The organism is Pseudoalteromonas sp. AOP31-A2-14, assembly GCF_052378035.1.
Taxonomy (GTDB): domain Bacteria; phylum Pseudomonadota; class Gammaproteobacteria; order Enterobacterales; family Alteromonadaceae; genus Pseudoalteromonas.
The window spans coordinates 647630-672265 of record NZ_JBQSXI010000002.1 but is presented as its reverse complement, the minus strand read 5'-3'; the positions used below and the strand labels follow the sequence as shown (position 1 = coordinate 672265).

General features: G+C 39.6%; 23 protein-coding genes and 1 pseudogene. 16 read left to right on the top strand and 8 right to left on the bottom strand.

All coding sequences use genetic code 11. From position 1 onward, the window contains the following. Positions 1-16: 16 nt before the first annotated feature. Positions 17-436 (bottom strand): MAPEG family protein, encoded by a 420-nt coding sequence (locus tag ACT3S9_RS18935; RefSeq protein WP_441835944.1) that lies wholly within the window; start codon positions 434-436, stop codon positions 17-19. A gap of 164 nt (positions 437-600) precedes the next feature. On the opposite strand from ACT3S9_RS18935, the gene ACT3S9_RS18930 reads away from it, so the two are divergent. The 7 genes from ACT3S9_RS18930 (at position 601) to ACT3S9_RS18900 (ending at position 6282) form a co-directional block, all read left to right on the top strand. After that, the gene (locus ACT3S9_RS18930; protein ID WP_441835945.1) at positions 601-3477 is read left to right on the top strand and encodes an insulinase family protein; all 2877 of its coding nucleotides are present in this window, start codon (positions 601-603) and stop codon (positions 3475-3477) included. An 88-nt stretch (positions 3478-3565) separates the two neighbouring features. Beyond that, complete coding sequence (locus ACT3S9_RS18925) at positions 3566-4228, top strand: alpha/beta fold hydrolase (protein WP_441835946.1); 663 nt, start codon at positions 3566-3568, stop codon at positions 4226-4228. 53 nt (positions 4229-4281) lie between these two features. After that, positions 4282-4416, top strand: a complete 135-nt coding sequence (locus ACT3S9_RS18920; protein WP_444751150.1) for a hypothetical protein — start codon at positions 4282-4284, stop codon at positions 4414-4416. Between the two features lie 12 nt (positions 4417-4428). After that, a complete protein-coding gene (locus ACT3S9_RS18915) occupies positions 4429-4929 on the top strand; it encodes a hypothetical protein (RefSeq protein ID WP_192518622.1) in 501 nt (166 codons plus the stop codon). An 89-nt stretch (positions 4930-5018) separates the two neighbouring features. Further along, a complete protein-coding gene (locus tag ACT3S9_RS18910) occupies positions 5019-5219 on the top strand; it encodes a hypothetical protein (protein ID WP_441835798.1) in 201 nt (66 codons plus the stop codon). Positions 5220-5269: 50 nt separating this feature from the next. Next, positions 5270-5860 carry a DUF1287 domain-containing protein gene (locus ACT3S9_RS18905; protein ID WP_441835797.1) on the top strand — a complete coding sequence of 197 codons (591 nt, stop codon included), beginning with the start codon at positions 5270-5272 and terminating at the stop codon, positions 5858-5860. 17 nt (positions 5861-5877) lie between these two features. Further along, entirely contained in the window at positions 5878-6282 is a 405-nt protein-coding gene (locus ACT3S9_RS18900; RefSeq protein WP_441835796.1) for a DUF1801 domain-containing protein, read from the top strand. 34 nt (positions 6283-6316) lie between these two features. On the opposite strand, the gene ACT3S9_RS18895 is transcribed toward ACT3S9_RS18900, so the two are convergent. Next, complete coding sequence (locus ACT3S9_RS18895) at positions 6317-8497, bottom strand: OsmC domain/YcaO domain-containing protein (RefSeq protein WP_441835795.1); 2181 nt, start codon at positions 8495-8497, stop codon at positions 6317-6319. Between the two features lie 382 nt (positions 8498-8879). Here ACT3S9_RS18895 and ACT3S9_RS18890 point away from each other — a divergent pair, with 382 nt between their 5' ends. The 3 genes from ACT3S9_RS18890 (at position 8880) to ACT3S9_RS18880 (ending at position 11738) form a co-directional block, all read left to right on the top strand. Continuing rightward, on the top strand, positions 8880-9314 hold the full coding sequence (locus ACT3S9_RS18890; RefSeq protein WP_182717572.1) for an antitoxin Xre/MbcA/ParS toxin-binding domain-containing protein: 435 nt from the start codon (positions 8880-8882) through the stop codon (positions 9312-9314). Beyond that, the gene (locus ACT3S9_RS18885; RefSeq protein ID WP_441835794.1) at positions 9314-9787 is read left to right on the top strand and encodes an RES family NAD+ phosphorylase; all 474 of its coding nucleotides are present in this window, start codon (positions 9314-9316) and stop codon (positions 9785-9787) included. Before ACT3S9_RS18890 ends, ACT3S9_RS18885 begins: the two co-directional genes overlap by 1 nt. A 439-nt stretch (positions 9788-10226) precedes the next feature. Further along, on the top strand, positions 10227-11738 hold the full coding sequence (locus ACT3S9_RS18880; RefSeq protein ID WP_441835793.1) for a Fic family protein: 1512 nt from the start codon (positions 10227-10229) through the stop codon (positions 11736-11738). Positions 11739-11867: 129 nt separating this feature from the next. Here the strand turns inward: ACT3S9_RS18880 and ACT3S9_RS18875 are convergent, their stop codons facing one another. Then, on the bottom strand, positions 11868-13250 hold the full coding sequence (locus ACT3S9_RS18875) for a Na+/H+ antiporter NhaC family protein (protein WP_441835792.1): 1383 nt from the start codon (positions 13248-13250) through the stop codon (positions 11868-11870). A 309-nt stretch (positions 13251-13559) separates the two neighbouring features. After that, positions 13560-14465, bottom strand: a complete 906-nt coding sequence (locus tag ACT3S9_RS18870) for a helix-turn-helix domain-containing protein (protein ID WP_441835791.1) — start codon at positions 14463-14465, stop codon at positions 13560-13562. A 177-nt stretch (positions 14466-14642) separates the two neighbouring features. Between ACT3S9_RS18870 and exaC the strand changes: the two genes are divergently transcribed. From exaC to ACT3S9_RS18855, 3 genes are all read left to right on the top strand, one after another. Continuing rightward, a complete protein-coding gene (exaC, locus tag ACT3S9_RS18865; RefSeq protein ID WP_441835790.1) occupies positions 14643-16163 on the top strand; it encodes an acetaldehyde dehydrogenase ExaC in 1521 nt (506 codons plus the stop codon). Between the two features lie 307 nt (positions 16164-16470). Then, positions 16471-16794: a hypothetical protein gene (locus ACT3S9_RS18860; RefSeq protein ID WP_441835789.1), complete on the top strand. Its 324-nt coding sequence runs from the start codon at positions 16471-16473 to the stop codon at positions 16792-16794. A gap of 60 nt (positions 16795-16854) precedes the next feature. Next, the gene (locus ACT3S9_RS18855; protein WP_444751149.1) at positions 16855-17202 is read left to right on the top strand and encodes a hypothetical protein; all 348 of its coding nucleotides are present in this window, start codon (positions 16855-16857) and stop codon (positions 17200-17202) included. 11 nt (positions 17203-17213) lie between these two features. Here ACT3S9_RS18855 and ACT3S9_RS18850 read toward each other — a convergent pair. The 4 genes from ACT3S9_RS18850 to ACT3S9_RS18835 all read right to left on the bottom strand — a co-directional run bounded on the left by ACT3S9_RS18850 (position 17214) and on the right by ACT3S9_RS18835 (position 22604). Further along, positions 17214-18364, bottom strand: a protein-coding gene (locus ACT3S9_RS18850) for an IS3 family transposase (protein WP_086957897.1) whose coding sequence is annotated in 2 segments (ribosomal slippage) — positions 17214-18109 and positions 18109-18364 — 1152 coding nt in all. Because the reading frame shifts where the segments join, the coding sequence is not laid out codon by codon here. 660 nt (positions 18365-19024) lie between these two features. Next, positions 19025-20251 (bottom strand): threonine/serine ThrE exporter family protein, encoded by a 1227-nt coding sequence (locus ACT3S9_RS18845; protein WP_441835937.1) that lies wholly within the window; start codon positions 20249-20251, stop codon positions 19025-19027. A gap of 128 nt (positions 20252-20379) precedes the next feature. After that, a complete protein-coding gene (locus ACT3S9_RS18840; RefSeq protein ID WP_441835936.1) occupies positions 20380-21600 on the bottom strand; it encodes a glycosyltransferase in 1221 nt (406 codons plus the stop codon). Continuing rightward, positions 21597-22604, bottom strand: a complete 1008-nt coding sequence (locus ACT3S9_RS18835) for a LacI family DNA-binding transcriptional regulator (RefSeq protein ID WP_441835935.1) — start codon at positions 22602-22604, stop codon at positions 21597-21599. The genes ACT3S9_RS18840 and ACT3S9_RS18835 overlap by 4 nt, the downstream gene beginning before the upstream one ends. A gap of 357 nt (positions 22605-22961) precedes the next feature. Here ACT3S9_RS18835 and ACT3S9_RS18830 point away from each other — a divergent pair, with 357 nt between their 5' ends. From ACT3S9_RS18830 to ACT3S9_RS18820, 3 genes and pseudogenes are all read left to right on the top strand, one after another. Then, on the top strand, positions 22962-23984 hold the full coding sequence (locus tag ACT3S9_RS18830) for a YHYH protein (protein ID WP_441835934.1): 1023 nt from the start codon (positions 22962-22964) through the stop codon (positions 23982-23984). 9 nt (positions 23985-23993) lie between these two features. Continuing rightward, positions 23994-24305 carry a hypothetical protein gene (locus ACT3S9_RS18825; RefSeq protein ID WP_441835933.1) on the top strand — a complete coding sequence of 104 codons (312 nt, stop codon included), beginning with the start codon at positions 23994-23996 and terminating at the stop codon, positions 24303-24305. Between the two features lie 42 nt (positions 24306-24347). Then, positions 24348-24620 (top strand): annotated as a pseudogene (locus ACT3S9_RS18820) (DDE-type integrase/transposase/recombinase); the annotation flags it as partial. Positions 24621-24636: the final 16 nt, after the last annotated feature.

Here is a 24636-nt window from a genome sequence, read left to right as displayed (position 1 = left end):
CGCCTTTTTGTTTTACTTAAAGTGCGAAGGCGCGCATTAACAGCGATACCCACATGGTAATGACAATCAAGCAACCAATTAAAAAAGTGTAATAACGTATTTTTAGATTGTTAGCGCCAATATGTACTAAAGTGTGGATCACGCGTGATATGACAAAAGCAAATGCCAACCCAACAAATAAATAACCCGCACTATTAAATTGTAGCCCTGTTAAGCAGGCTATAAAGAACAGTACTGGAATTTCAAACTGATTAATAAAGTTACGATCGGCAATTTTGACATTATCTCCCGCGTTATTAAGCTCCATGGTGGCAAAGTCTTGCATTGATATTTGTTTATCGCGCGCAGCACTAAAACGACGACGTCCCATAACTACCATAACAGTGAATGTCAGCAATACTTGGCAGAACATGGCTAGTAGTATGTATTTTTCCATTTTATTATTGTCTCTAAAGTTATATTGATGATGATTAAGACTAGCAGTTTGTTTTTAGATTTCACAATGTGTTACAAAGTCGTTTAAAAAACGATTGCATGTGATGCGATGATTACACATGATAAGCACTAATAACGCATTAATAAATGGATCAAAAACCTGTTATGAAAAAAACTATCGGTTTTAGTGCAATTGCCCTAGTGGTTTTAAGTGCTTGTACTACCACGGCGCCAGTAAAAGAAAAAACAAATTTATTATCAGATACCCTCGTCGTTAGCCCAAATGATACTCGTCAATATAAAACCCTAAAGCTTAGTAATGAGATTGAAATGATTTTGGTCTCTGATCCAAGTGCTGAAAAATCAGCCGCAGCATTGAGCGTGGGTGTTGGCTTATTACATGATCCAATGGACCAGCAAGGTATAGCGCATTATTTAGAGCACATGCTATTTTTGGGGACTGAGCGTTACCCAGACACCAAAGGTTATTCAGATTTCATGACCAAAAATGGCGGCGCGCACAACGCGTACACGTGGCTTGATATCACTAATTACATGTTCAAAGTAAATAATGACGCTTACGATGAAGCACTTGACCGTTTTGCTGATTTTTTTAAATCTCCTAAGTTGTACCCTGAATATGCAGATAAAGAAAAAAACGCGGTAAACGCAGAGTGGTCAATGCGCCGCGAGGTTGACTTTTTTGGCCAATTTAAACTTGCACGCAAAATGTTGAGCGATCATCCTGCGAATCGCTTTTTAATTGGTAACCTTGAAACTTTAGGCGACAAAAAAGGCAGTTCGCTGCATAAAGAAACAGTTAATTTTTATAATAAATATTATTCTTCTAACATCATGAAAGTGGCAATGATTTCAAACCTATCACTTGCTGAAATGGAGGCTAAAGCGCAGAAATACTTTTCTGATATTGAAAATAAAAAGATTGAAAAGCCAACCGTCACTGACAAATTAGACTTTGATAATATTGGTGGGAAACGGGTACATTATGTGCCAAATGAGGATGTAAAAAAACTACAACTTGATTTTACTATTACCGATAATAGCGATGCATTTGCTGTTAAACCAAACCGTTTTGTGACTTATTTATTGAGTAATGAAATGCAGGGCAGCCCAGCGAAAATTCTACGTGATAAAGGTTGGGTATCGCAGCTTAGCGCTAGTTCGGCACCTAGCCATTATGGTAATTATGGGGCGCTTACGGTAGATATTGAGCTTACTGATGAAGGCATGAAAAACCGTGAAAAGATCACCGCAACGGTCATGAGATATATCGATTTAATTAAACAAAAAGGGGTCGATAGTAAATACTTCAGTGAAATTAAAACTTCACTTAATGACCAGTTTAAGTTTTTAGAAAAGGGTGATGAATTTAATTATGTTAGTGCGCTTACAGGTAGCATGCAAGAATACCCGCTAAATCATGCCATTAACGCGCCTTATTATTATGCAAAATTTGATGCAGGCGCAGTTAATCGAGTTCTTGAGCAGTTAAATCCAGATACATTACGTGTTTGGTATGTTTCACAACAAGAAGAAACCGACTCACAACTACACTTTTATGATGGCAAATACCGTATTGAAGATATTAGCGATGCTGAAATTGACTCTTGGAGCAAGCCCAGTGAATTTACACTCGCGTTGCCGACCGTTAATCAGCTATTGCCAGAAAGCTTTGCTATCAAAACCGGAGAATTTAATAAGCAACAGCATCCCACATTAGCCTATGATAAAAATGGTGTGAAAATTTGGCGTCAAGCAAGCCAGCGTTTTAGTGAACAACCTAAAGGCTTAATTGATGTATACATAAATACACCCGATGCGCTTGAAGATATTAAAGCTAAAGTATTGTATTCAGTGTGGGCTGATTTATACAATTTACAACTCAGTGAGCTAAGTACTGAAGCCGCTGTGGCGGGGATGAGCGTTAATTTACAAGCTAATAACGGCCTTATTTTATCAATGGGCGGCTTTACTGATAAACAAAACGTATTACTCGATCACGCACTTAAATCTATTGATGTACAAACGACAACGCAAGGTTTTACTCAAGCAATAGATCGTTATAAGCGCCGCTTATTAAATGAACAAAAGAAATTTCCGTTTTATCAGGCATTCGATGAATACTCAAAGCTAACCTTTACCGGCAGTTTTGATATAGACGCATTAATAAATGCTGCTGATAGCCTAACTATGGCTGATTTTACTGACCTTAAACAACACACATTTAGCAATAATGAATTGCGCGTATTTACGTTTGGTAACTATAATCAACAGGATATTGATGTCATAGCGAAAGAGTTAACTGATGTGCTCCCAAGCAACCATCAATCAACTGATTTTGCTCGTAGCAAAGCGTGGTTACCACAGCCGGGTGAAACCATCGTGCTACAAAAAGATATAGATGTAGCCGATGTAGCCATTATTGATATGACCGTTCATCCAGTTGCTGGGTATAAGCAAAAAGCGCAAGCACAGGTACTGCAAGATCACCTTAGAACTTTCGCTTTTGATAAAATGCGTACTGAAGAGCAGCTTGCCTATGCTGTGGGAGCGTTGGCGCGTCCTATTGAAAATTACTCCGCTATTGGTTTGTTCATTCAAACGCCGGTTAAAGGACCGAAAGAAATGCAAACGAGATTTGAAGACTTTAAACGTCAATACGCCGTTGAGCTTGATAATATGAGTGAAGAAACGTTTGCACAACTTAAAAATGCCAGCTTAGTTACACTTAAAGAACAGCCAAAAAATTTAGATGATGAAATGGCGCCATTAGTGGGTGATTGGTATCGTGAAAACTTTGATTTTGACTCAAAACAAAAGCTGATTGCAGAAGTTGAAAAAGTAACACTGGCTGATCTCAAAGACTATTACAAACAAACTATGTTAAATCCAAATGCAGCACGTTTAAACATTCAGCTGCGGGGTAGTAAATTTGTAGATAAACCGTTTTCCGATTTACCTAAACAAACATTAGTCAGCGATTTGGAAGCGCATTTTAACGACATTAAATTGCAAAAGTAGGTGAGATAATTTTGCGTTAAAGTGTATCGAACCCAAGCAATTGCTTGGGTTTTTTTAAATGACTTCATAGTGCAAAAGGAAAATTACCATGCAGTTTAAGTTTTTATGTCATACCTTTAAAAGCTGTCTCTTTTTAGCTTTGCCCTTATTGTTTACAGTAAATGCTTATGCTGCATTTGTGAAAGTGGGAGACTTTGCACTGGAGTATGAGATCGCCGGTACGGGTAAACAAATTGTGGTTCTTGAGGCTGGAGGGAGCGCGGGTTTAAATGACTGGGATCCAGTTTTTAACGCCGTAGCAGAGCATGCTAAGGTTGTACGTTACTCTCGTGTAGGTAATGGCAACTCAACTGTAATTAAGCAGCACTTTACTTCAATGGACTATGCAGATCATCTTAATGAGTTTTTGTTGGCGCTGAATATTTCAAAACCCATAATACTTGTTGCGCATTCTTATGGCGGGAGTGTTGCGCGAGATTTTGCTGCAAAATATCCACAACAATTAAATGCGCTACTCATGCTAGATCCTTCCTCCGAGCACGATGTAGATATACTGCGTGCCATAAATTTAGAGCAGGGGAATAAAGAAATCGCGCAAATAAAACTAAGTGATATGGCAAATGGAATGTCGAATCAATACTTGGATTTTTGGAGTAAACGACCGCTACCAGATTACCCGCAGATTAAAGATATGCCTGTCACACTTATTGCTTCTGTGCGTAAAGTTGCAAAGCCGAGCAATCTACTTTAAGAATAAATATTCCTGGACTTAATGCATGTATGAAATTAAAGGCTGTTCAAAAGATGCTACGTAGTCAACTTGTAAAAGGAGACATTCCATTAAATAACTCAGGCTATGACCCCAATACTTTCAGCACGGGTGATATTCAAAAAGCATTTACTGAAGCGATAAAAAGTTCAATACGAAATCAACAATAAGGATATTTAGTTATGAAAAAGTGGAACGACATACTTGAGTCAGCGCAAGAATTTGTCGATTTTTTAGAAAGAGATACATTCTTTGATAAGCCTTTTGTTAATACTATAAATGCATTAGTAATCAGTGATCCCCTGTTAGGTTTTAAATATGCTAATCAAGATGATGAAGTGCAAAGCTTTCCAGCTTGGGAGTCAATTAGCCGAGGAGAGTATTCATTTCCAGATTCTTTTGAGTTATATGGTTATGTAGGTCATCAACTTCTGAAGAATAACTTTTTCAACATTCAAAGCAAGAACTTTAGTGGATTTAATGAGCTTTGGGATAGTACTATGGCAGAGCTAATAACTGATGATATGTATTATATATTCCAATGTTACGCTAATAATTATTTTCCACCTTTATGGAAAGATATTCTTACTGCTTATTTAAACAATGGACTACCTTGTGGCTGGTCTGATTTTCCACCTAAAGGTAAGCTAGTCGTTTTTTCTAATGAGCTGTTAGAGCCATAGCTATTTATTTTGGTAAAAAAGAGGGTTAGCTGGGCATTTTGCTCAGCTTTTTTACACCTGAATAAAGACCACCTATCACTACGACAATTTTGGCAGACGCATTGCCAATTACAGACAAGGGCCGAATGATGTGGGGGGAGTTGTGGCAGAGTTGGGCAGCTGAATTTCCTCAAGGTCGCAGCGTATTAACAGAAGGAAGCGGCCATTTCATTCAAAATGATGAGCCTATGCTGGTGCTTCGAGAGTTAAAGCGTTTAATAAAGATACTGGATGAGAATAAGCAGTCATGATTATATAACTATTGAAGTTTATATAGCGTTAGAATTTACAAGGAATGACTATGAATTATGTACTTTGGTTTTTGCTGTTAATGTTTTCTGCTTTTAGTCATAGCAATTCATTTACTGAAGATTTGATGAATGCTGCTAATGAGCGAACACAACACAATGTACTATATGATGGCGCCTATCAGCGCATTGCTTACCCAAACGGTGACGTACCTGCCAATATTGGCGTTTGCACTGATGTAATTATTCGAAGCTACCGAGCCCTGGGTATTGATTTACAACAATTAGTACACGAAGACATGCGCGATAACTTCGCTTCTTATCCGTCAAAAAGAATATGGGGCTTAACTAACCCTGACAGTAATATTGATCATCGCAGAGTACCCAACTTACAAACTTTTTTTAAACGTTTCGGCACTGTGCTGCCTATAACAAATGATGCAGATGCTTACAAAGCGGGTGATATTGTCACTTGGATGTTACCAGGTAATTTACCGCATATAGGTATCGTGATGGGAGAACTTGCACCAGACAATACAACGCCACTGATTGTGCATAACATCGGCGCAGGGCCGCAGCGTGAAGACGTATTGTTTCGTTATAAAATTACGGGGCATTACAGGTATAAACCAGCTGAATTATAGAGGATATTTTTAAAAATATGGATGAAAGCGTACAGCAAAAATTTACTACTTATCCTGATAATATCGCTATTTTACTACATGATATACGATGTTTAATTTTTAAGGTTGCCAGCGAGGATGGCATCACCGAGCTTGAAGAAACACTCAAATGGGGTGAGCCGAGCTATATTTCAAAAATAGGCTCCGTAATTCGGTTTGATTATAAAGCAAAATCACCGCAGCAATTTTGTATATACTTTAATTGTAAAACCAAATTGATCGACACATTTAAAAAGGTGTATGGTGATACCTTCGGCTATCAAGGTAACCGTGCTTTAGTGTTTGAGCTTAATCAACCATTGCCGAGCAAGGAACTTGCTCATTGTATCTCGTTGGCTTTGCGCTATAAAAAAATAAAGCACCTGCCAATGCTAGGTGCTTAAATTTATTTTTGTGTTTCAAGCGCAGTTGAATTGTTTATTTAGCTCTTGCAGCGCGGGCAGCATGTAGCTTTTTATAGCTGTCGATTAAACGCTGATGTCGCTCTAGCCCTTCAAGTTGCATGTTGGTAGGTGTTAAACCGTAGAACACCACATCACCATTAATTGAGCCTACCACAGCATCCATTACTTCTTGTCCAAACATGCGAGTGAAGTTATAAATATAGTCTTCAATCTCTAAATCTTCACTTAAAGCAACTTCTAAAGAGGCGTGCATTGCTTGATAAAATAAGCCGCGTTCAACGGTGTTATCGTTAAACTGTAAGAAGGTTTCAACCAGCTCCATTGTCGCTTCTAAATCACCCAGGGCTAGATAAATCAGTAATTTAAGCTCAAGAATTGTTAGCTGACCCCATACTGTATTTTCGTCAAACTCAACGCCAATTAAGGTGATTATATCAATGTAGTTATCTAGTTGACTGTCTTCTAGGCGCTCAACTAAATCAGCAAGTTGATCTTCATCTAAGCTGTGCAGATTTAAAATGTCTTCACGGTATTTAAGGGCTTTATTGGTGTTATCCCAAATTAAGTCCTCGACTGGGTAAACTTCTGAATAGTCAGGTACTAAAATACGACACGCAGTGCCAATATCTGAAAATTCAGCTATATACGCTTCTTTGCCTAAGTCTTTTAATATACCGAAAAGGCTGGCTGTTTCTTCTTCGTTAGTGCCTGAGAAGTCCCATTCCACAAAGTTATAATCGTGCTTCGCGCTGAAAAAACGCCATGAAACTTTACCTGTTGAATCAATAAAGTGTTCAACGAAGTTTTCAGGCTCAGATACTGCCATGCTGTTAAAGGTCGGTTTTGGCACGTCATTTAACCCTTCAAAGCTACGGCCTTGTAATAACTCAGTTAAGCTACGTTCAAGGGCCACTTCAAAACTTGGGTGCGCGCCAAATGAAGCAAATACACCACCCGTTTTTGGGTTCATTAACGTCACGCACATTACCGGAAACTGCCCACCAAGAGAGGCGTCTTTAACCACCACCGGAAAGCCTTGCTCTTCTAGCCCTTTAATACCGGCAACGATGCCAGGGTATTTAGAAAGTATCGATTCAGGTACGTCGGGTAATATAATTTCTTGCTCGATGATTTGGCGCTTAACCGCGCGTTCAAAAATCTCTGATAAGCATTGTACTTTGGCTTCGGCAAAGTTATTTCCGGCGCTCATACCATTACTTAAAAATAAGTTTTCAATTAAATTTGATGGAAAATACACGGTTTTTCCGTTAGATTCGCGCACGTAAGGAATTGAACAAATACCGCGTTCAACGTTACCTGAGTTTGTATCAATGAGGTGTGTGCCGCATAGTTCATCTTCAGGGTTATAAATGCTTAGTGTGTAGTCGTCTAAAATCCCTTCAGGAAGCGTGTCATCGTCAGTGAGTGAAAACCATTTTTCATTTGGATAATGCACAAATTCGCTGTTGGCAATCTCTTCACCAAGAAACTGATCATTATAGAAAAAGTTACAGTTTAAACGCTCAATAAATTCGCCAAGGGCTGAGCATAATGCACTTTCTTTGCTTGCGCCTTTACCGTTGGTAAAACACATAGGAGAAGCTGCATCACGTACATGTAACGACCACACGTTTGGTACGATATTGCGCCATGATGAAATTTCAATCTTCATGCCTAAGTCAGCCAATATAGCAGTCATATCGGCAATGGTTTGTTCAAGCGGTAAGTCTTTACCTAAAATAAAGGTATTATCGCTGTCATCAGGTTTAGCCATCAGCATGGCTTGCGCGTCATTATCTAAGCTTTCTACAGCATCAATTTTAAACTCAGGATCAGTCTGAATAACACGTTTAACAGTACAGCGCTCAGCTGAGCGTAAAATACCCGTGCGGTCTTTTTCAGAAATACTGTCAGGTAGTTCAACCTGTATTTGGAATATTTGATTATAACGATCTTCGGGATCAACAATGTTGTTTTGTGCCACGCGAATTTCATCAGTCGAGATATCTCGGGCATTGCAATACACTTTAATAAAGTAAGCAGCGCATAAAGCTGAAGATGCTAAAAAGTAGTCAAATGGGCTTGGTGCAGAGCCATCGCCTTTGTAACGGATTGGTTGATCCGCAATAACAGAGAAATCGTCGAACTTAGCTTCTAATCTAAGGTTATCGAGAAAATTAACTTTAATTTCCATTGAATTGGTCCACCTTCGTGCGCACTAATAAGTAAGGCTACTAAGTATTTGCGCCAGACTTTGTCAGTGTATTTTTATTTAACCGCAATTATCCGCTTTTTAGGGCAGTACATACAAGTAATAGTCGAGGTTAATTGGAAAAACAGTAAAGTTCGCGAGGTTAAAGGTCAAAATTGTTAGTGTGTTTGAATATACTCAAAAAAGAGTACTTTACATTAGGCTGATACAGAATTAGAAAAAGCCTTTGTAGTATGAGATGCAAGAACCCCAGCGGCCACCACGTTCAGCTATCAGCTATCAGCTATCAGCGAATAGCGCTATGTTACCTTGCTAGTTTTGACACTTGGCACTATAATTAGCGACAATTGTCGTGGAGGTGTTTATGGAAACTTTAAAGTTTGATTTTATAAAAGTAGTGAGTGGTGGGTTAATCACTAATAACTCTAATGCACTAGAAGAAATTACTGTTGCTACTACAGGCTTGAAAGCTTCGTCCATTTTCCTTCTTAGTAAATCACTTGGATGGGAACAAAAACTAATAGCTAAGACTATTGGTACTACAACGAGGACATTAGAACGACATGTAAAAGAGCGCAAACGTTTAGGTATTAACTTAAGTCAAAATGCATTGGAAGTTGCACGTTTGTCATCTATAGGTATTTCATACTTCGGTGATGTAAAACGTTGGAATGAGTGGTTGAATACTGCTCATACACAGTTCGATGGCAAAGCGCCAAAAGAATTTTTACATACCATTCGCGGTCGTGAGTTAATTAAGCGAATTATTAATGGGCTAGAGTATGGATTCACTGCTTGATGATTTGTTACAGGATTGCTCCAACTGAACATAACAATGTAAATAACGCACTGTCAGGCATAGGTGGGCTTTATGCAGAAGGTAGATGGCATATGGTCGGTAAGCCTGTTGTTTATACAGCAAGTAGCCGTTCACTTGCAATGCTTGAGAGGTTAGTGAATGACTCTACAGATATACTTAACAAGCAACTATCAGTCACATCGATATTAATACCTGATAAACTGAAAATTAAACGCTTGGTTGTATCTGAACTACCAAGTGACTGGGATGATCACCCTTATATATTAAGAACCCAAATAGTGGGTAGCGACTGGTTAACGAGTATGGGGGAAGCGGTACTGCAAGTGCCTTCGTCTGTTTGTTCAGATGAATATAATTTTATAATAAATCCCGCGCATACTGATGCACATGAAATAAAATGCGTTGAATGCCAACCATTTAGTTACCCTAAAAGGTTAGCTTTAAAGCTTTAGTAATTTAGTAAGCGGCTGTTTCGGACTACTTACTATCAGCTTGAAAAGTCCACCAGATTAAATATTATGTTTCAAACATTACAGTGTCCAGTCAGTTTGCAAGGAATTGCCCACTGCATCTTCAACGTATTACACCCTCAAACATCGACAGCTTGAGCGACTATCAAACCGCAAAAAAGCGTGATGCTAAGCTGATGAAAAGAACTTAAGAAAACACCGAACCTAAGTTTAGTGGCACAGCTTTGTTTGCTCAATTAGAGTGGCTGTATAGTTAAATAGGTTTGTTTTTAACTTTCACCTCGCTAACTTTTTTCCTTGAACATTATTCTTCTACGCTATCACATATACATTAAAAGCTAGTTAATTGTTGCATTAAAAGCTAATGGAAAGTTACACTAAAAGCTAATTTTTAACTTCATCAAAAGCTAATGGTGTTAACATGAATCAAGTGTCAGAAAAGCTTGCTCATTCTCTAGAGCGATTAAAGCTATTGCAAGATAGTGGCATTATTGCTGTGCAATCGAAAATGCTTGAGCGCACCGATAGAGAGCGCTTGACTAAGCATGGCTTCATTAAAGAGGTCATGCGAGGTTGGTATATTCCTTCAAGCCCAGATGAACAACAAGGCGATAGTACCGCTTGGTATACGTCCTTTTGGGAATTTTGTGGGGCGTATTTGGATGAGCGTCTTGAGCAAAACTGGTGTTTATCACCAGAGCAATCAATACAAATTCATATTGGTGATAAAACAGTTCCACCTCAGTTATTAGTACGCTCGCCTAAAGGTCGAAATAAACCAACCGCTTTACTTCACGATACTTCTGTATTTGATATTCGCTCTGTGTTGCCAGATCAGGCGCATTTAACAATCGTTGATGGTTTGAGGGTATATAGCTTGGCAGCAAGCTTAGTGCATTGTGCTAAAGCTACCTTTGCACAAAAGCCCATTCAAATGAGAACGCTACTTTCAATGGTGACAGATGCTTCAGAAATATTAAGTATATTACTTGAAGGAGGTCATGTTGCTAGTGCTGGCCGATTGGCTGGGGCATTTCGTAACATTGGTAGAGACTTAATTGCTAATAACATCATTAAAGGCATGGATGCAGTAGATTTTAAAGTAAAAGAAACAGACCCATTTGAAGATGAAACACACATTACATTTGGCCGCCGTGAAGTTTCACCCTATGCCAATCGACTTCGTTTACTGTGGCATAGTATGCGAGCAGATGTGATTGCCCATTTTCCTGATGTGCCTGTCGCTAAAATAAATGTTCAGGACTACTTGGCTGAAGTAGAAGACAAGTTTGTTACCGATGCTTATCACTCACTATCAATTGAAGGCTACCGGGTTACACATGAATTGATTGAACATGTACGTTCAGGTAATTGGAACCCTGAACAATCTGATGGCAGTAAAAAGCATTTAGATGCAATGGCGGCAAAAGGTTATTGGGATGCCTTTCAACAAGTAAAGCTAGCTGTTGAACGTGTACTTAATGGTGAAAACGCGGGTGAAGTATTCGAAGCAACTCATGCTGACTGGTATTTAGCTTTATTCGGGCCGAGTGTTGCAGCTGGCATTATCAAGCAATCTGATTTAGCAGGTTATCGAACAGGGCCCGTTTATATTAGAAAATCCAAACATACCCCACCAACCAAAGCGGCAGTTAGGGATATGATGCCTGCACTTTTCGATTTGTTAATGGAAGAAGAAAACCCTGCCGTTCGAGTGGTATTAGGGCATTTTATTTTTGTTTATATTCACCCTTATTTTGATGGTAATGGCCGAATGGGGCGGTTCATCATGAACTTAATGATGGCGGCAGGTGGTTACTCATGGACTGTTGTGCCAGTTGAGCGAAGAAGTGATTATATGGAAGCCTTAGAAACGGCCAGTGTAGAGCAAAATATTGCTCCTTTTACTAAATATTTAGCTTCGTTATTATAATTCGGTTTTTTGATAAAAAATTAGCGCGGGCATGTATTTCCCGCGCGCGCTTGAAGAGGCTCAAATAGTAGTTAAATGGGTTTGCTTTTAAGCTTTAACCTTGCCAACTTTCCTCTTAAATCTTATTGCTTAAGCAATTACTAAAAACCCAGCAAATGCACAGGCAGCTGCAATGAGTGTATACGGCAATTGGGTAATTGCGTGGCTCATTAAGTTACAGCCTGAGCCTTGCGCTGCAAGTACGGTTGAGTCTGAGTAAAAACATGCTTGGCTGCCAAATGATGAGGCTGATAACAGCGCACCAATTACCAGCGGTATATTTGCATCAACCGCGACGGCAAGTGGCATTACAATTGGAATAGTTACCGCAAAAATCCCCCAGCTTGAACCAGTTGCAAAGGCTAAAATGGCCATTGCTAAAAACACCACAGCAGGTAAATAGCCAGCGGTCATAAATGGGCTCAGTGATTCAATCACAAACTGTGGTAATAGCAATTGGTCACAAACATCTTTAAAAATAAACGCGGTGATCACAGTACCAATCGCAGGTAACATGCTTTTAAAGCCATCGAGCATTTTTTCAATCATTTCGGCAAAGGGCATTAATTTTTGCAGCATATAAAATGGAATGATCACGGCAAACGTGGCCAATAAGCCTTTATATACATCGATTTCAAAGTACACTGTAAATGCAACGAGCAAAATGATTGGCAGTAAAAAGTTATACAGTTTGCCGTGACTATCTGCACTTTCAAAGCTTTCTTCAACGGCTTTTACTGCGTATTCATCAGCAGTTTGTACTTCGTTGTACTGCGTAGGGTCGACTTGCGGTTGCTGTTGCATCGCTTGTAATTGTGCTTTTTTCATCGGTCCAAATAAAGGGATCACACCAAACACCACTAATGGCACGATTAATACCGCAAACCAAGCGTATAACATATACGGTATAGCTTGAATGTACACAGCAATACCTTGGCCTTCACTGGCAATGTTATTATCAACCAATAATCCACCAAAGAACACGGCCCATGTTGAAAGAGGCACTAGTACACAGATTGGTGCGGCAGTAGAGTCGACCACGTAGGCGAGCATTTCGCGGCTGATTTTAAATTTATCGGTAATGCGCTTCATGGTTTCACCTACAGTGAGCGCATTAAGATAGTCGTCGATAAAAATCACGATGCCAAGTAAAAAGGTCATAATCAACGATGAACGTGGGCCTTTACAAAAGCGTAGTGCAAAACTGCCAAAAGCGGATGCACCTCCGGTGCGCACTAATAACGCGATTAACGCACCAAAGCCACCACATACCAGTATAAGCCAGCCGATGGTTTCATCGACCATCACTTTTAACGATGCCGCAGCAAAGTTACTCAGTATGGCTGCAGGGTCAAGCATCGCAAGGCCAACTAAGGCACCGATCAGCAAAGATAAAATAGGACGACGTAACAGGATCGCCAAAATAACCACCACAACGGGGGGCACAAGACTTAACGCAGAAGGTTCAAGCATTTAAGTATTCACAAAATAAAAAGTATTTGAGTGTTAGGGCCCAAATTACTTAAACAAAAACAAAGAATGTTAGCTGCATAGCTGATATTCCAAGTCACTGCTTTTGTACGCAATATTGACTGTTGGCTTTCGCGGTGGGGTTAGCACAAGTGCGACACAGTAAAGTGCGTTGGCTTGGCGCCAGACGGTGCAGGGGATGCATGCCGCTATTGTTTATGCCGATAAAAACATCAGCGGGAAAATAATCTGCAATTGCGTTTGAGTCAACAAAAATTTTCAGTTTAGTTAAAAATTCTTGTTGTCTGCATATTAATGCTTGTAGTGCTTAGGTGGTACGCCAAACGTTTGTTTAAATAAACGGCTAAAGTGACTCGGGTTAGTAAAACCTAGTTCATAACAGATTTGACTCACTTGCTGGCCTGATTGCAGCAGTTGTCGTGCTTTTTTCAATCGTAGTTGTTGTTGGTATGTAGCAGGGCTGAGCCCAAAGGCGAGTTTAAATTGTTGATAAAATTTACTGCGACTCATGCATGCTATTTTGCATAATTTATCAATATCGAGCGTTTGGTTTAGGTTTTCAGCCATGAAATTAAGAGCCTGATTAAGGCTGCAACTAATCAGTGGTTGCTGGCAGCTTGAGAGCATTAAATCGCGGCTTTGTTGCTGTAACAGCCGAGTGATTAATTCATTAACAGCCAACTCAATTAAATAATGACGATCTTGCTCGTTTTCACTGAATAAGCCAATCATCCGATCCAGCAGTTGCTGGGTTTGTTGATTATGCTCGGCATGGATAAGTTTAGGGATGTATTGAAAAAAATCATCACTGCTTATTTGTTGCTGCATATTCAGTGCATCAGCGACTTGGCTTATTTTCTCTCGGCTTATTTCAATCGCTAAACAGGTGGTTGGTTGCTTAATTGACGCTTCTGGAAAATCAATCAACACACCTTGCTCTGGCGCTAGTACAAATGATTGCTGTGGTAAGAACTCTTTGTGGTAGTCACTGTCGCCAACATGCATGATTTTTTTACCACAGATCATGCCACAAAATAGCAATTCGCTGGAATGCAGCGCCACTTTTTGGGCATCTTGGTAGGTGTCGTAAATACTCAGCTCAGCATTGTCTGAGGCAAAGGTTATTTTATTTTCGATAAGCACATCAACTGCTTGGCGCTTTTTAATGATTTTTTCAGTGGTTAATAATGCTGTCATATTATTCCCTATTTGATGTCTGGACACACAGACACGTTTTTTGGACAGGTAATCAAGTTTGTATGCCTGTTATGAGCTAATGTCAATAAATGGCGGATAAATAAACAACAATTTCCCGTCAAACTTAATCAATTCGATTAAATTAAAAAGCAACATTTTGAATAAAGGACACACACAATGATCTATGCAAATCCAGGTAGTGATGGCTCACTTATTAATTTTAAACCTCAGTATGGTAATTATATCGGTGGGCAATGGCTTGAGCCGGTTAATGGCCAATACTTTGAAAATATTAGCCCCGTCAATGGAAAGGTATTTTGTAAAATACCGCGCTCAGATAAAGCGGATATAGAACTTGCGCTTGATCAAGCTCATGAAGCAAAAGCAGCATGGGGCACAACCTCAGTGACTGAGCGGAGCAATATTTTATTAAAAATTGCTGATCGTATAGAACAAAACCTTGAACTACTTGCCGTGGCGGAAAGCTGGGATAACGGTAAAGCAATTCGTGAAACACTGGCTGCTGATATTCCGCTGGCAGCAGATCATTTTCGTTATTTTGCAGGCTGTATTCGCGCGCAAGAAGGGAGTATTGGCGAGATAGATGAAACCACCGTAGCTTATCATTTCCATGAGCCACTTGGTGTAGTCGGGCAAATAATTCCCTGGAACTTCCCAATATTAATGGCGGCATGGAAGCTAGCCCCAGCGCTTGCAGCAGGTAACTGCGTAATATTAAAGCCGGCTGAGCAAACACCTGCATCAATATTGGTGTTAATGGAAATCATCGGCGATTTACTTCCTGCAGGGGTTTTAAATGTGGTAAATGGCTTTGGTAAAGAAGCAGGGGAAGCGCTGGCAACCAGCACTCGCATTGCTAAAATTGCCTTTACTGGCTCAACTCCAGTTGGCTCGCATATTTTGAAATGCGCCGCAGATAACATTATTCCCTCCAGTGTAGAGCTTGGCGGTAAGTCACCCAATATATTCTTTAACGATGTCATGGATAAAGACGACTCATTTTTAAGTAAAGCCATTGAAGGTGCGGTACTTGCCTACTTCAACCAAGGTGAAGTATGTACGTGTCCGTCACGGTTATTCATCCAAGAAGATATATACGATCAGTTTATTGAGCGTATTTTAGCGCGCACTTTACAAATTAAGCGCGGCAATCCCCTTGATAGTGAAACCATGGTGGGCGCGCAAGCGTCAAAAGCACAGTTTGATAAGATTCTTAGTTATATAGAGATTGGTAAAAAAGAAGGCGCACAAGTGCTCACTGGCGGTAATGTTGAGCAACTCTCTGATGAGCTAAATGGCGGTTATTACATTCAGCCAACGCTGTTAAAAGGCACTAACGATATGCGAGTGTTCCAAGAAGAAATTTTTGGCCCGGTCATTTCAATGTCGACTTTTAAAGATGAAGCCGAAGCGCTGGAACTTGCTAATAGTTCTGAGTTTGGCTTAGGTGCAGGCGTATGGAGCCGTAATATGAACCGTGCTTACCACTTTGGCCGTAAAATAGAGGCAGGGCGCGTTTGGACCAACTGTTATCATATGTACCCAGCCCATGCTGCATTCGGCGGCTATAAAAAGTCAGGTATCGGTCGCGAAACCCATAAACTCGCCCTTGATCATTACCAGCAAACTAAAAACTTGCTGGTTAGTTACAGCGAAGACCCACTCGGCTTTTTTTAAATAGGACTTAAGCGACGCTGTAATTTAATTGAGTAATGTAAAGCGTGGCTACTGGCTGCGCTTTTTTACTTCTTTTAAGCGCTGTGCCTCATACCCTATTTGTGAATTATTAATTTAAATTTCTACAAAGAGTAGAGAGTGGACAACCAATAAGGGTTAACGTAGAAACAATATTAGCATACGTTATTTGATCTGAACTCGGAGTAACTGATTGAATGCAAATAGTAACTCAGTTATGGTTTGTTGATTAATAAAAATAAATTCAAACAAAAATTTAACATACTAGTATGCAGCGCAGGGAGTTCACATGAAAGTATGCATATTATTTTTTATTTCGCTCATTTCCTTTTTTGCACAATCGAATAACGATCTTGCAGTGAAAAATGAAGTTAATTTATTTCTGGTAGTCTCGGAGTGTTTAAGGAATATTCCTAGTAATAACATTAAAGATTCAAAGTACGATGAATTGTCTTTGCTCACTAGCGTAATTGAGAACATAACGGTTGAGTTAGGTACTAATAACAATGAACAAAAAGAGTTTAGAGACTTATATAAAATTGCTTATCAATCCTGTGAAAAAGAAATAAATAGCCTTAAAGCTGAGTATAAAAATAGGGCCAGCAATAAATAACAGCATTCCCATCTACTTAGATATCTGTAAGTTAGAATATAATAATTAAAAAGGATTTATATGACAAAGGTGATTAAATCGGCCCCTAAGATACTTGTGGTCGTTATGTCTTTAATGGCACAAAATGTTTTTGCACAAGATGATAAAAATAGCGCTTTGCAAAGCTTACCAAGCACAGCTGCCCAGTGGCAAGCAACAGCTAAGCAAGATATTGAAGCAGCGTATCAGCAATCAGTTGCCAATCACCCCGGTATGTATGACAGCTACAACCCAGACTTCCCTAAGCTACTAGAGAGTGCAAAGCACCAAGGTCTAGCACTTGCAAAACAGGTCATTAATGCGCAAGGTTACGCAGCTGCAATTGCGCGTTTTAATACCGTTTTGCAAGATGATCTGAACCATCATTAGTGGACACTTCGTTAAGCGACATTTAGTTGTTCAAATTTCTCGGGGCTTAAATAGCCTAACGCACTATGCCTTCTCTTTTTGTTGTAATCAATTTCTATATATTCAAATACATGCTGCCTCATGGTTTCTCGGTTCATAATAGGCTCATATTGGATGGCTTCGACCTTGAGTGAATGGAAGAAGCTTTCCACACACGCATTATCCCAGCAGTTGCCTTTACGACTCATACTTTGCATTAAATGATGTTCGCTTAATAAATCACGATAAGCATGGGAAGCATATTGGCTGCCTCTATCACTATGTACAATGACATCTTTAGGTCTACCTCGGCGCCAGATAGCCATTTGCAGGGCGTCACACACCAAAGATGATGTCATGCGTGTACTCATTGACCAACCAATCACTGAGCGCGAGTACAGGTCGATAATCACAGCGAGGTAAAGCCATCCTTCGCTGGTCATTAGATACGTGATATCACCTGCCCATTTTTGGTTGGGCTTATCGGCGGTAAAGTTCTGCTCAAGTAAATTAGGGGCCACAGGTAAATTGTGTTTACTGTCGGTGGTCGACTTGAATTTACGAGCTGCTTTAGCTACTAAACCCTGACGTCCCATGCTTCTGTTGATGGTTTTTACATCATGTTTATTCCCTTGCTCCGCCAGCTCGACTTGGATACGTCTCGCACCGTCTCGCTCTTTACTGTCAACAAATACGGCTTTGACCTGAGTATCTAACATTTGCTGTTGTTGTTTGCGCTTACACACGTGCTCACATGATTTTATCCATGCATAAAACCCACTTGGCGATACACAAAGTACCTTAGCCATTCTGATAACGCTGAATGTGCTTCGGTAGCTTTGCATAAATTCAAATCGTGTTATTTTTGATTTTTCGCGAAGTAGGTGGCGGCTTTTTTTAATATGTCTAGCTCCTCTGCTTGCACCGCTAGTTGGCGTTTCAAACGAGCATTCTCGGTAGCTAACGTACTTTCTCTATCTGATGTAGATGCCTTTTTCAGAGCAGCAGTTCGCCAATAGTAAAGCTGGGACTCTGCGACACTTAATTCTCTGGCAGCTTGAGCAAAACCTACTTTACTCGCCAGCTTTAGTGCTTCTTCTTTGAATTCTTCTGAATAGGATTTACGTTTGGTCTTAGTTGTCATGTTTCACCTCTATGAGTTAGTTTACTCACTTAATGAGGTGTCCAAAACTATTGGTTCAGATCAAAACGTTGAATGCTTAAAAATTGGTCTTATTAATTGAAAGTGAAAACTTATCACCAACTATGTTCAGTGAGTTGAGTATAAGCTAATAGTCCCTAAAGAAGTGCTATTTATTAGCGAACTTTGATGGTTGTTAGTTTGCCGAAATGGTCAATTTTAAACGTTGCGTGTATTTTTGACCGTTGATGAAGTCGCTAACCCCTAAGCTGTAATAGTATTGTGCGGTTGCAGCTTAGAGATTAATGCGACTTTATTTGGGGAATACACTAAACGTATACTTTTGACTTTTATGTATCAATAAAGCTTTATTGATTGAGAAGAATGAACACGTGGATAGTTTTTATCATGGAAGCGGATAAACAGGGTTTTATTGACCGTTAATGACTTTAACGCAAACCTAAATAAAGAACCTGAATTACAGAGTATCTATAACGATAATTAGTAGCCTGATTATTTTAAAAGTTCTTGGGACTCCCATCTTATAAGTTATTTATGACTTAATTAAGATTTAAACATCTAAAATTATTCGTTCAATAAACGAATCTCAATATTTAGCTTTAATCTGTGCTAAAAATGTTTTTGGAATTGTAACCAGTTGCTTCACAAGATTTTTTTAGGAGGTAGGGCTACGTTAGCAAATATTAAGCCTGCCACTAACGACATAAAAATTAGAAAAGTTTGCTGCCCTATATGATCAGCTGACACAAAATTCTGACCTTCAATAAAGGAGTTAAGTCCGATATAGGTTTTACTGCCAGGTACCAGCACAATTAGACCTTGCATAGCCACAATAGATGCAGGAGCGTTTGCAACTCGGTTAAATAAGTTACTAAATACTCCGACTGCAAAAGCACCCACAAACGTACCTAATGTATAGTCTAAGTACATAGCAGATCCAATGCTACTTCCGTACGCTATAAATCCAGAGGCAATAGACCAAAGGCTGTGCTTTAACTTTGTTCTAAATATTACAATCAAGCTGCTACATAACATTAATATAGCCAGCCAAGGAGTCCAAGGTGGGAGCGGTTCAGGCTGTATGAAATCTGTTTGGCCAAAAAGGGCAAAACCAATTGATATACCAATAAATGCACCAAAATACAATTTGAACAATTGCATAAATGAGTCCATAACCCGCGCTGTGCCAGAAACTAAATGCCGTGCGGCAAGTTCAGCTAAACCAAGCGCCAGCGCAAGCCCTGGAATAAATACAATAATGGCTGAGAGCACAACTAAGCGGATATTTATGTGGGCATCTAAATGAACACTTATCGCGCATGCTAACATAGCAGAAACAATTGCGACTAATGGCTCTAACATGTGAGCGACACGCTTAGAGCGTGATGACCAAAGTACAAATAAATAGACCACAGTCGTTAATAATGAAGACCAAAGTACATCATTCCAACTAGTCCCCATCAGCATTGCAAATGCACCGCCTGTAGTGGCAAACGCAAAGCCGGTCACCCACTTATTATAGGGGTTAGGTGCATCATAAATAATGTCTAATTGCACATCGACTTCTTGAACACTTAGTTCATCATTAAGCATACGGTTAACTAAGTCGTCAGTATCAGCTAATGAACCCAAGTTATGATCACCAGGATCAACACGCGCAACATGGGTATACTCGTCTTCATGCCCGTCGGTCCAGATCACAAAAGTAACAGAGGTAGGTGACATTACAAAAGACGACTTTAAGCCTAAGTAAGTCGCAACTTCCATTAAATGCGCTTCTAACCGATACGCAGGAGTCCCGTATTTGTGGAGCATTTTTCCAAGTTTAACGATAAATTTTCGTTTTTCAGTAAATGTTGCTGTTTTCAAATGTATATTGAGCCATAAATTAAATTATTCAGTTAAAAAATATAGGCGATATATCTAAATTCGCCTAGGTTTAATGGCGGCGATTTTATACACTAAATGACATCTGTCTAGCCTTTTTAAACTATTTTTTATTTATTTTTAGCTTCGATCCACTGTGCCATATATTGAGTGCTTCGCATTGTATGGTGCTTAAGCATTTGCCCTGTAAAATTAGCTTCTCTGTGGGTGCTCAAGGTATTGCTAATAGCATTAATTTTTTTTACTAAACCAGCTTCTAAAATGGTTTTATCGTATAAAGAGGTAAGTATCGCTTTCCCCTTAGTTTGTGCATTATTAAATTGCAATTCATTTTGATAAAGCGCAAGCGCAGCATCGGCAAATTGTTGTGCGTCGTTTTCAATACTGCCAGGCCAAGGTAAATCATGGTGCATACCCTCGCTGCCAATATTAGTGGTGACACTGGGGGTTTGCATTATCATCGCTTCGAGCAACTTACCTTTAATACCTGCGCCAAAGCGCAGTGGTGATAAGCACACTCGAGCACTTTGCATTACTGTAAAAGCATTCTCGGCCCAGCCTTTAATTAAAAAACCTGTTTTAGGATTATTAAGTGCGGTCGCTTTGGGCGGCGGATATGAGCCATAAATATGCAGTTCAGCAGTGGGTAATTGCTTACGTATAAGTGGCCAAATTTTTTGCAAATACAGCACTGCATCCCAGTTTGGAGCATGGCGGAAATTACCAATAGTCATAAAGTGTTGGCGTTGCTCAAATGACTTTGTGCTGCTTGGGAGGGATTTTAAATCGACCATAAAAGGTAGGTGATGTAATAAACGGCTATCAACCTTAAATACATCACTAAGTAATTGCATTTCATAACTTGAGATAATTAAACTTAAATCGCAGCGTAAAATGGCGGCAATTTCGCGTTTGGCTATATCAGAGTGTAAGTCGCTGTGGTTGAATTCTCTACCTGCTTTATGAGCTTCGTGGCGTGCGTTACGCAGGCATTGTAAATCTTCGGTATCGAGTATTTTAAGCGCTTGAGGGCAGTGTTTATCAACACGCCAACCAAATTGCTCTTCCATCATAAAGCGATCAAACATAACGATGTCTGGTGCATATTGGCTAACATATTCATCAAAGCTTGCACAATTTAGGGCAATAGTAGCGCTACTGATATCGTGTTCATCAAGGTTGACCATATGCTCAGTTTTTTGTGCAGGGCTGGCAAATTCTACGTTCCATCCTTGATGTTTAAAGCTGGTTAATAGCGACATCATATGTGTGCCCGCAGCAGATGAGTTAGGTTCTGGCCACACGTAGCCAATTACCAAGACTTTTTTCATTGACTGGAATCTCTAATTTGTAAGGTGACATCAACCAAAGTGCGTACAGCAGGGGTTGAATATGATAGCAGTTCATTGAGTGCTTGGCAGGTGCGTTTACCAATTTCATCAGCGCTGATATTGACAGAGCTCAGCGAAGGCAACATTAAACGCGAGTCTTCTAAGTCATCAAAGCCAACCACTTTTATATCTTTTCCGGGTGTTAAGCCATGTTGTCGAATAGCTTCAATGGCGCCATACGCAATAACATCATTAAAGCAAATAATAGCTTTAATGTTGGGTGCTTGAGAGTACAATTTGGTAAATGCCTCGCGACCGCCTTGGCGATTAGGAAAGGCACTTATTATCGGTTTTTCGTCCTTTATAGCAAACTGCGCAAGGGCTGACTTAAAGCCACTTAAGCGCTCATGATAGTCTGAAATGTCGCTATTCCCTCCTATAAATGCGATATCGGTAACGCCTTGTGCTAAAATATGACTTGCAGCAAGGTGAGTGCCTTTTTTGTTGTCGGGTAAAATAGTGGGGGCGCTGCAAAAGGGCACTTCGCGCATAATGTTAATGACGGGAAAGCCACTATTTATTAATTCATCAACCCATACCTGCTCGGTACCTGGAGCGGGGCACATAATAAACGCAGCTACGTTATATTCTTTCAGTGTTTTAACTACTTGGTTTTGCCTGTCAACACTTTCACCTGTATTAACTAGCATTGGTAGCATGCCGAGTGAATATATATGGTTTTCAAGGCCCACCGCTAATTGCGCCGAATAGGGATTGGTTAAATCGTTTATCACTAAAGCCACAAGGTTTGAACGCCGGCTTCTAAGTGCAGCTGCATCACGGTTATAGACATAACCGAGCTTATTTATAGCCAGCAGCACTTTTTGTTTGCTCTTATCACTAACTTTATCACTTTGGGTAAGCACCAGTGATACTGTTGATTTTGATACTTGTGCTTCTTTGGCAACATCAAAAATAGTGATCGTTTGCGCTTTATTTTTCATTATTTGCAGGCAGTTGAATAACATTGATAAATAGTTATTTAGTTTAACCTAAGTGGTGTGCTTATCAAACTATCGCAGACACTTTATGGATGTACCTAAAAATGTTTGACTTACCTGATAGGCTCAAGCCCTTTTGCAACACAAAACCCTTCACCTTAATTAAGCTTAGATAAAAAGTTCGTTTAGTTGATGCTGCCGTACGAAGCTCAAGTATTGGGCTCGTAAAATTTACTCTAATCAACTAGTATCGTCTATATGTACATGTTTGTTGTTTATTTGTTGCTATTTTGTTGTGCATTCTTGCTTTACTATGTGAGAGTAACGAGTGTATTACTAGGTTTTATTTAGGAGTGGTTAATGGATTTATTAAAAGTAAGACCGTCGATGGCTATTATAAGTTTATTTATAATTAGTGGGTGTAGCGAACAAGATAAAGCGCTTGATGTTGGGGCCTCAGTATCAAACGAAGGTATCGATATCTCTATGTTTGCTAAAAATGCGTTTACTAAAAAACCTAAAGTAGTGGAATGCGAGACTGCACAAGGAACTGTAACTACGTGTTATGAATTAGTTAGTTCTGGTGCACCAGGAGGGCGAGAGCCGGGCCCATTTTGCCCAAGAACAATAACAGATGGCGCGGATGAAGCGGGTGCTTGGTTTAATAAAGATGGCTCTGGAGAGCTCGTGGATCTTACCGGTAATTTTATTTTAAAGTTAAGTGAATATTACGGTGATGAGAAATGGGTATTGTATGACGCTAAAACCAATGAAGTTCGTTACACTGCAACATTAGAGTCTTGTTCTGGCGCTGCACGTCCTGATGTTGAAGAGCAATACAAACAAAACTGCATAGAATGCGAGCTGGCGTATCTTGATGACGACTTCTCTCTTACTTATTTGATCCCAACGACACCTATTCCAGCTGAAATAACAGGTAGGGTACGTACAGTCGGTATTGCGTTAGATGGCACTGAATTATCAGGTCCCGCTCCTGTCGATGCTATTTTAGGTAGTTACACAATTGCTGCTTTTGATGATTGCGGTGGGCATATTAATTTACATCAGGGTTATCATTACCACGCAACGACAGGTTGTACCGACGCTCCTATAGCCAAAGATGGCCATGCAGCATTAATAGGTTATGCCTCTGATGGCTATGGCATTTATGCAATGAAAGATGCGCAAGGAAAAGAAGAGTCTTTGGATGAATGCCGTGGTAATACTGACGAAACACGGGGTTATCATTACCATGCAGCAAGCCCAAGTGAAAATTTATTTATAGGGTGTATGCATGGTGAAACAGTTCAGCCAGTGGGAGGTCCGCCTCCTATGGAGCCTAATGGTCCAGCACCAGAGCACGCTAAACCAGTGGAGCATTAAGGTGTGGAGATGAAATTAAATATAAGTATTGCAATGGTTGCGTGTCTTGCTAGTACAGCATTATTTATGACAGGTTTTAGTTATGCACACTCAAACTCTTTGAACGAAGTTGCAGTAAAAGCATGTCATGAAAAAGTAAAGTCACAATCGTGTAGTTATGATGGTGGTCATAACGACTTATATATTGGTAGTTGCCAATATATGGCGGATGATTTGCTATGTGTAAGAAACCAACCTATTAAAAAAATTGATTCAACTAAAAAAACCGATCATCAACATATAGAAAAAATTAGCGTTGAGGAAAAATCAACTCAGTTATAATTTTTAAACTTATAAAACCCATTAAAGTCTTAGCTAACGAGCAGAGGTTGTCGTTTGTTTAATGTAATTGATGACTTTAATCACGAAGGCTGACAGTTGATGCAGATTTATCTCTAGTTGAGCGTATAATACGTGTCTTAAATCAAATAATAGAAGTGTGGTAAACCTAAATCCAACAGATGTGATAATAGACCTGAATATATTAGTTATAAACTAGCAGGTTGGATAGTCGAGAATGATATTGAATTACGGTTTATTCAACCTAGTAATCCACAGAAAAACGCGTATACAGAGTGCTTTAATCGATACGATTGGTGAATCATTGTATCTA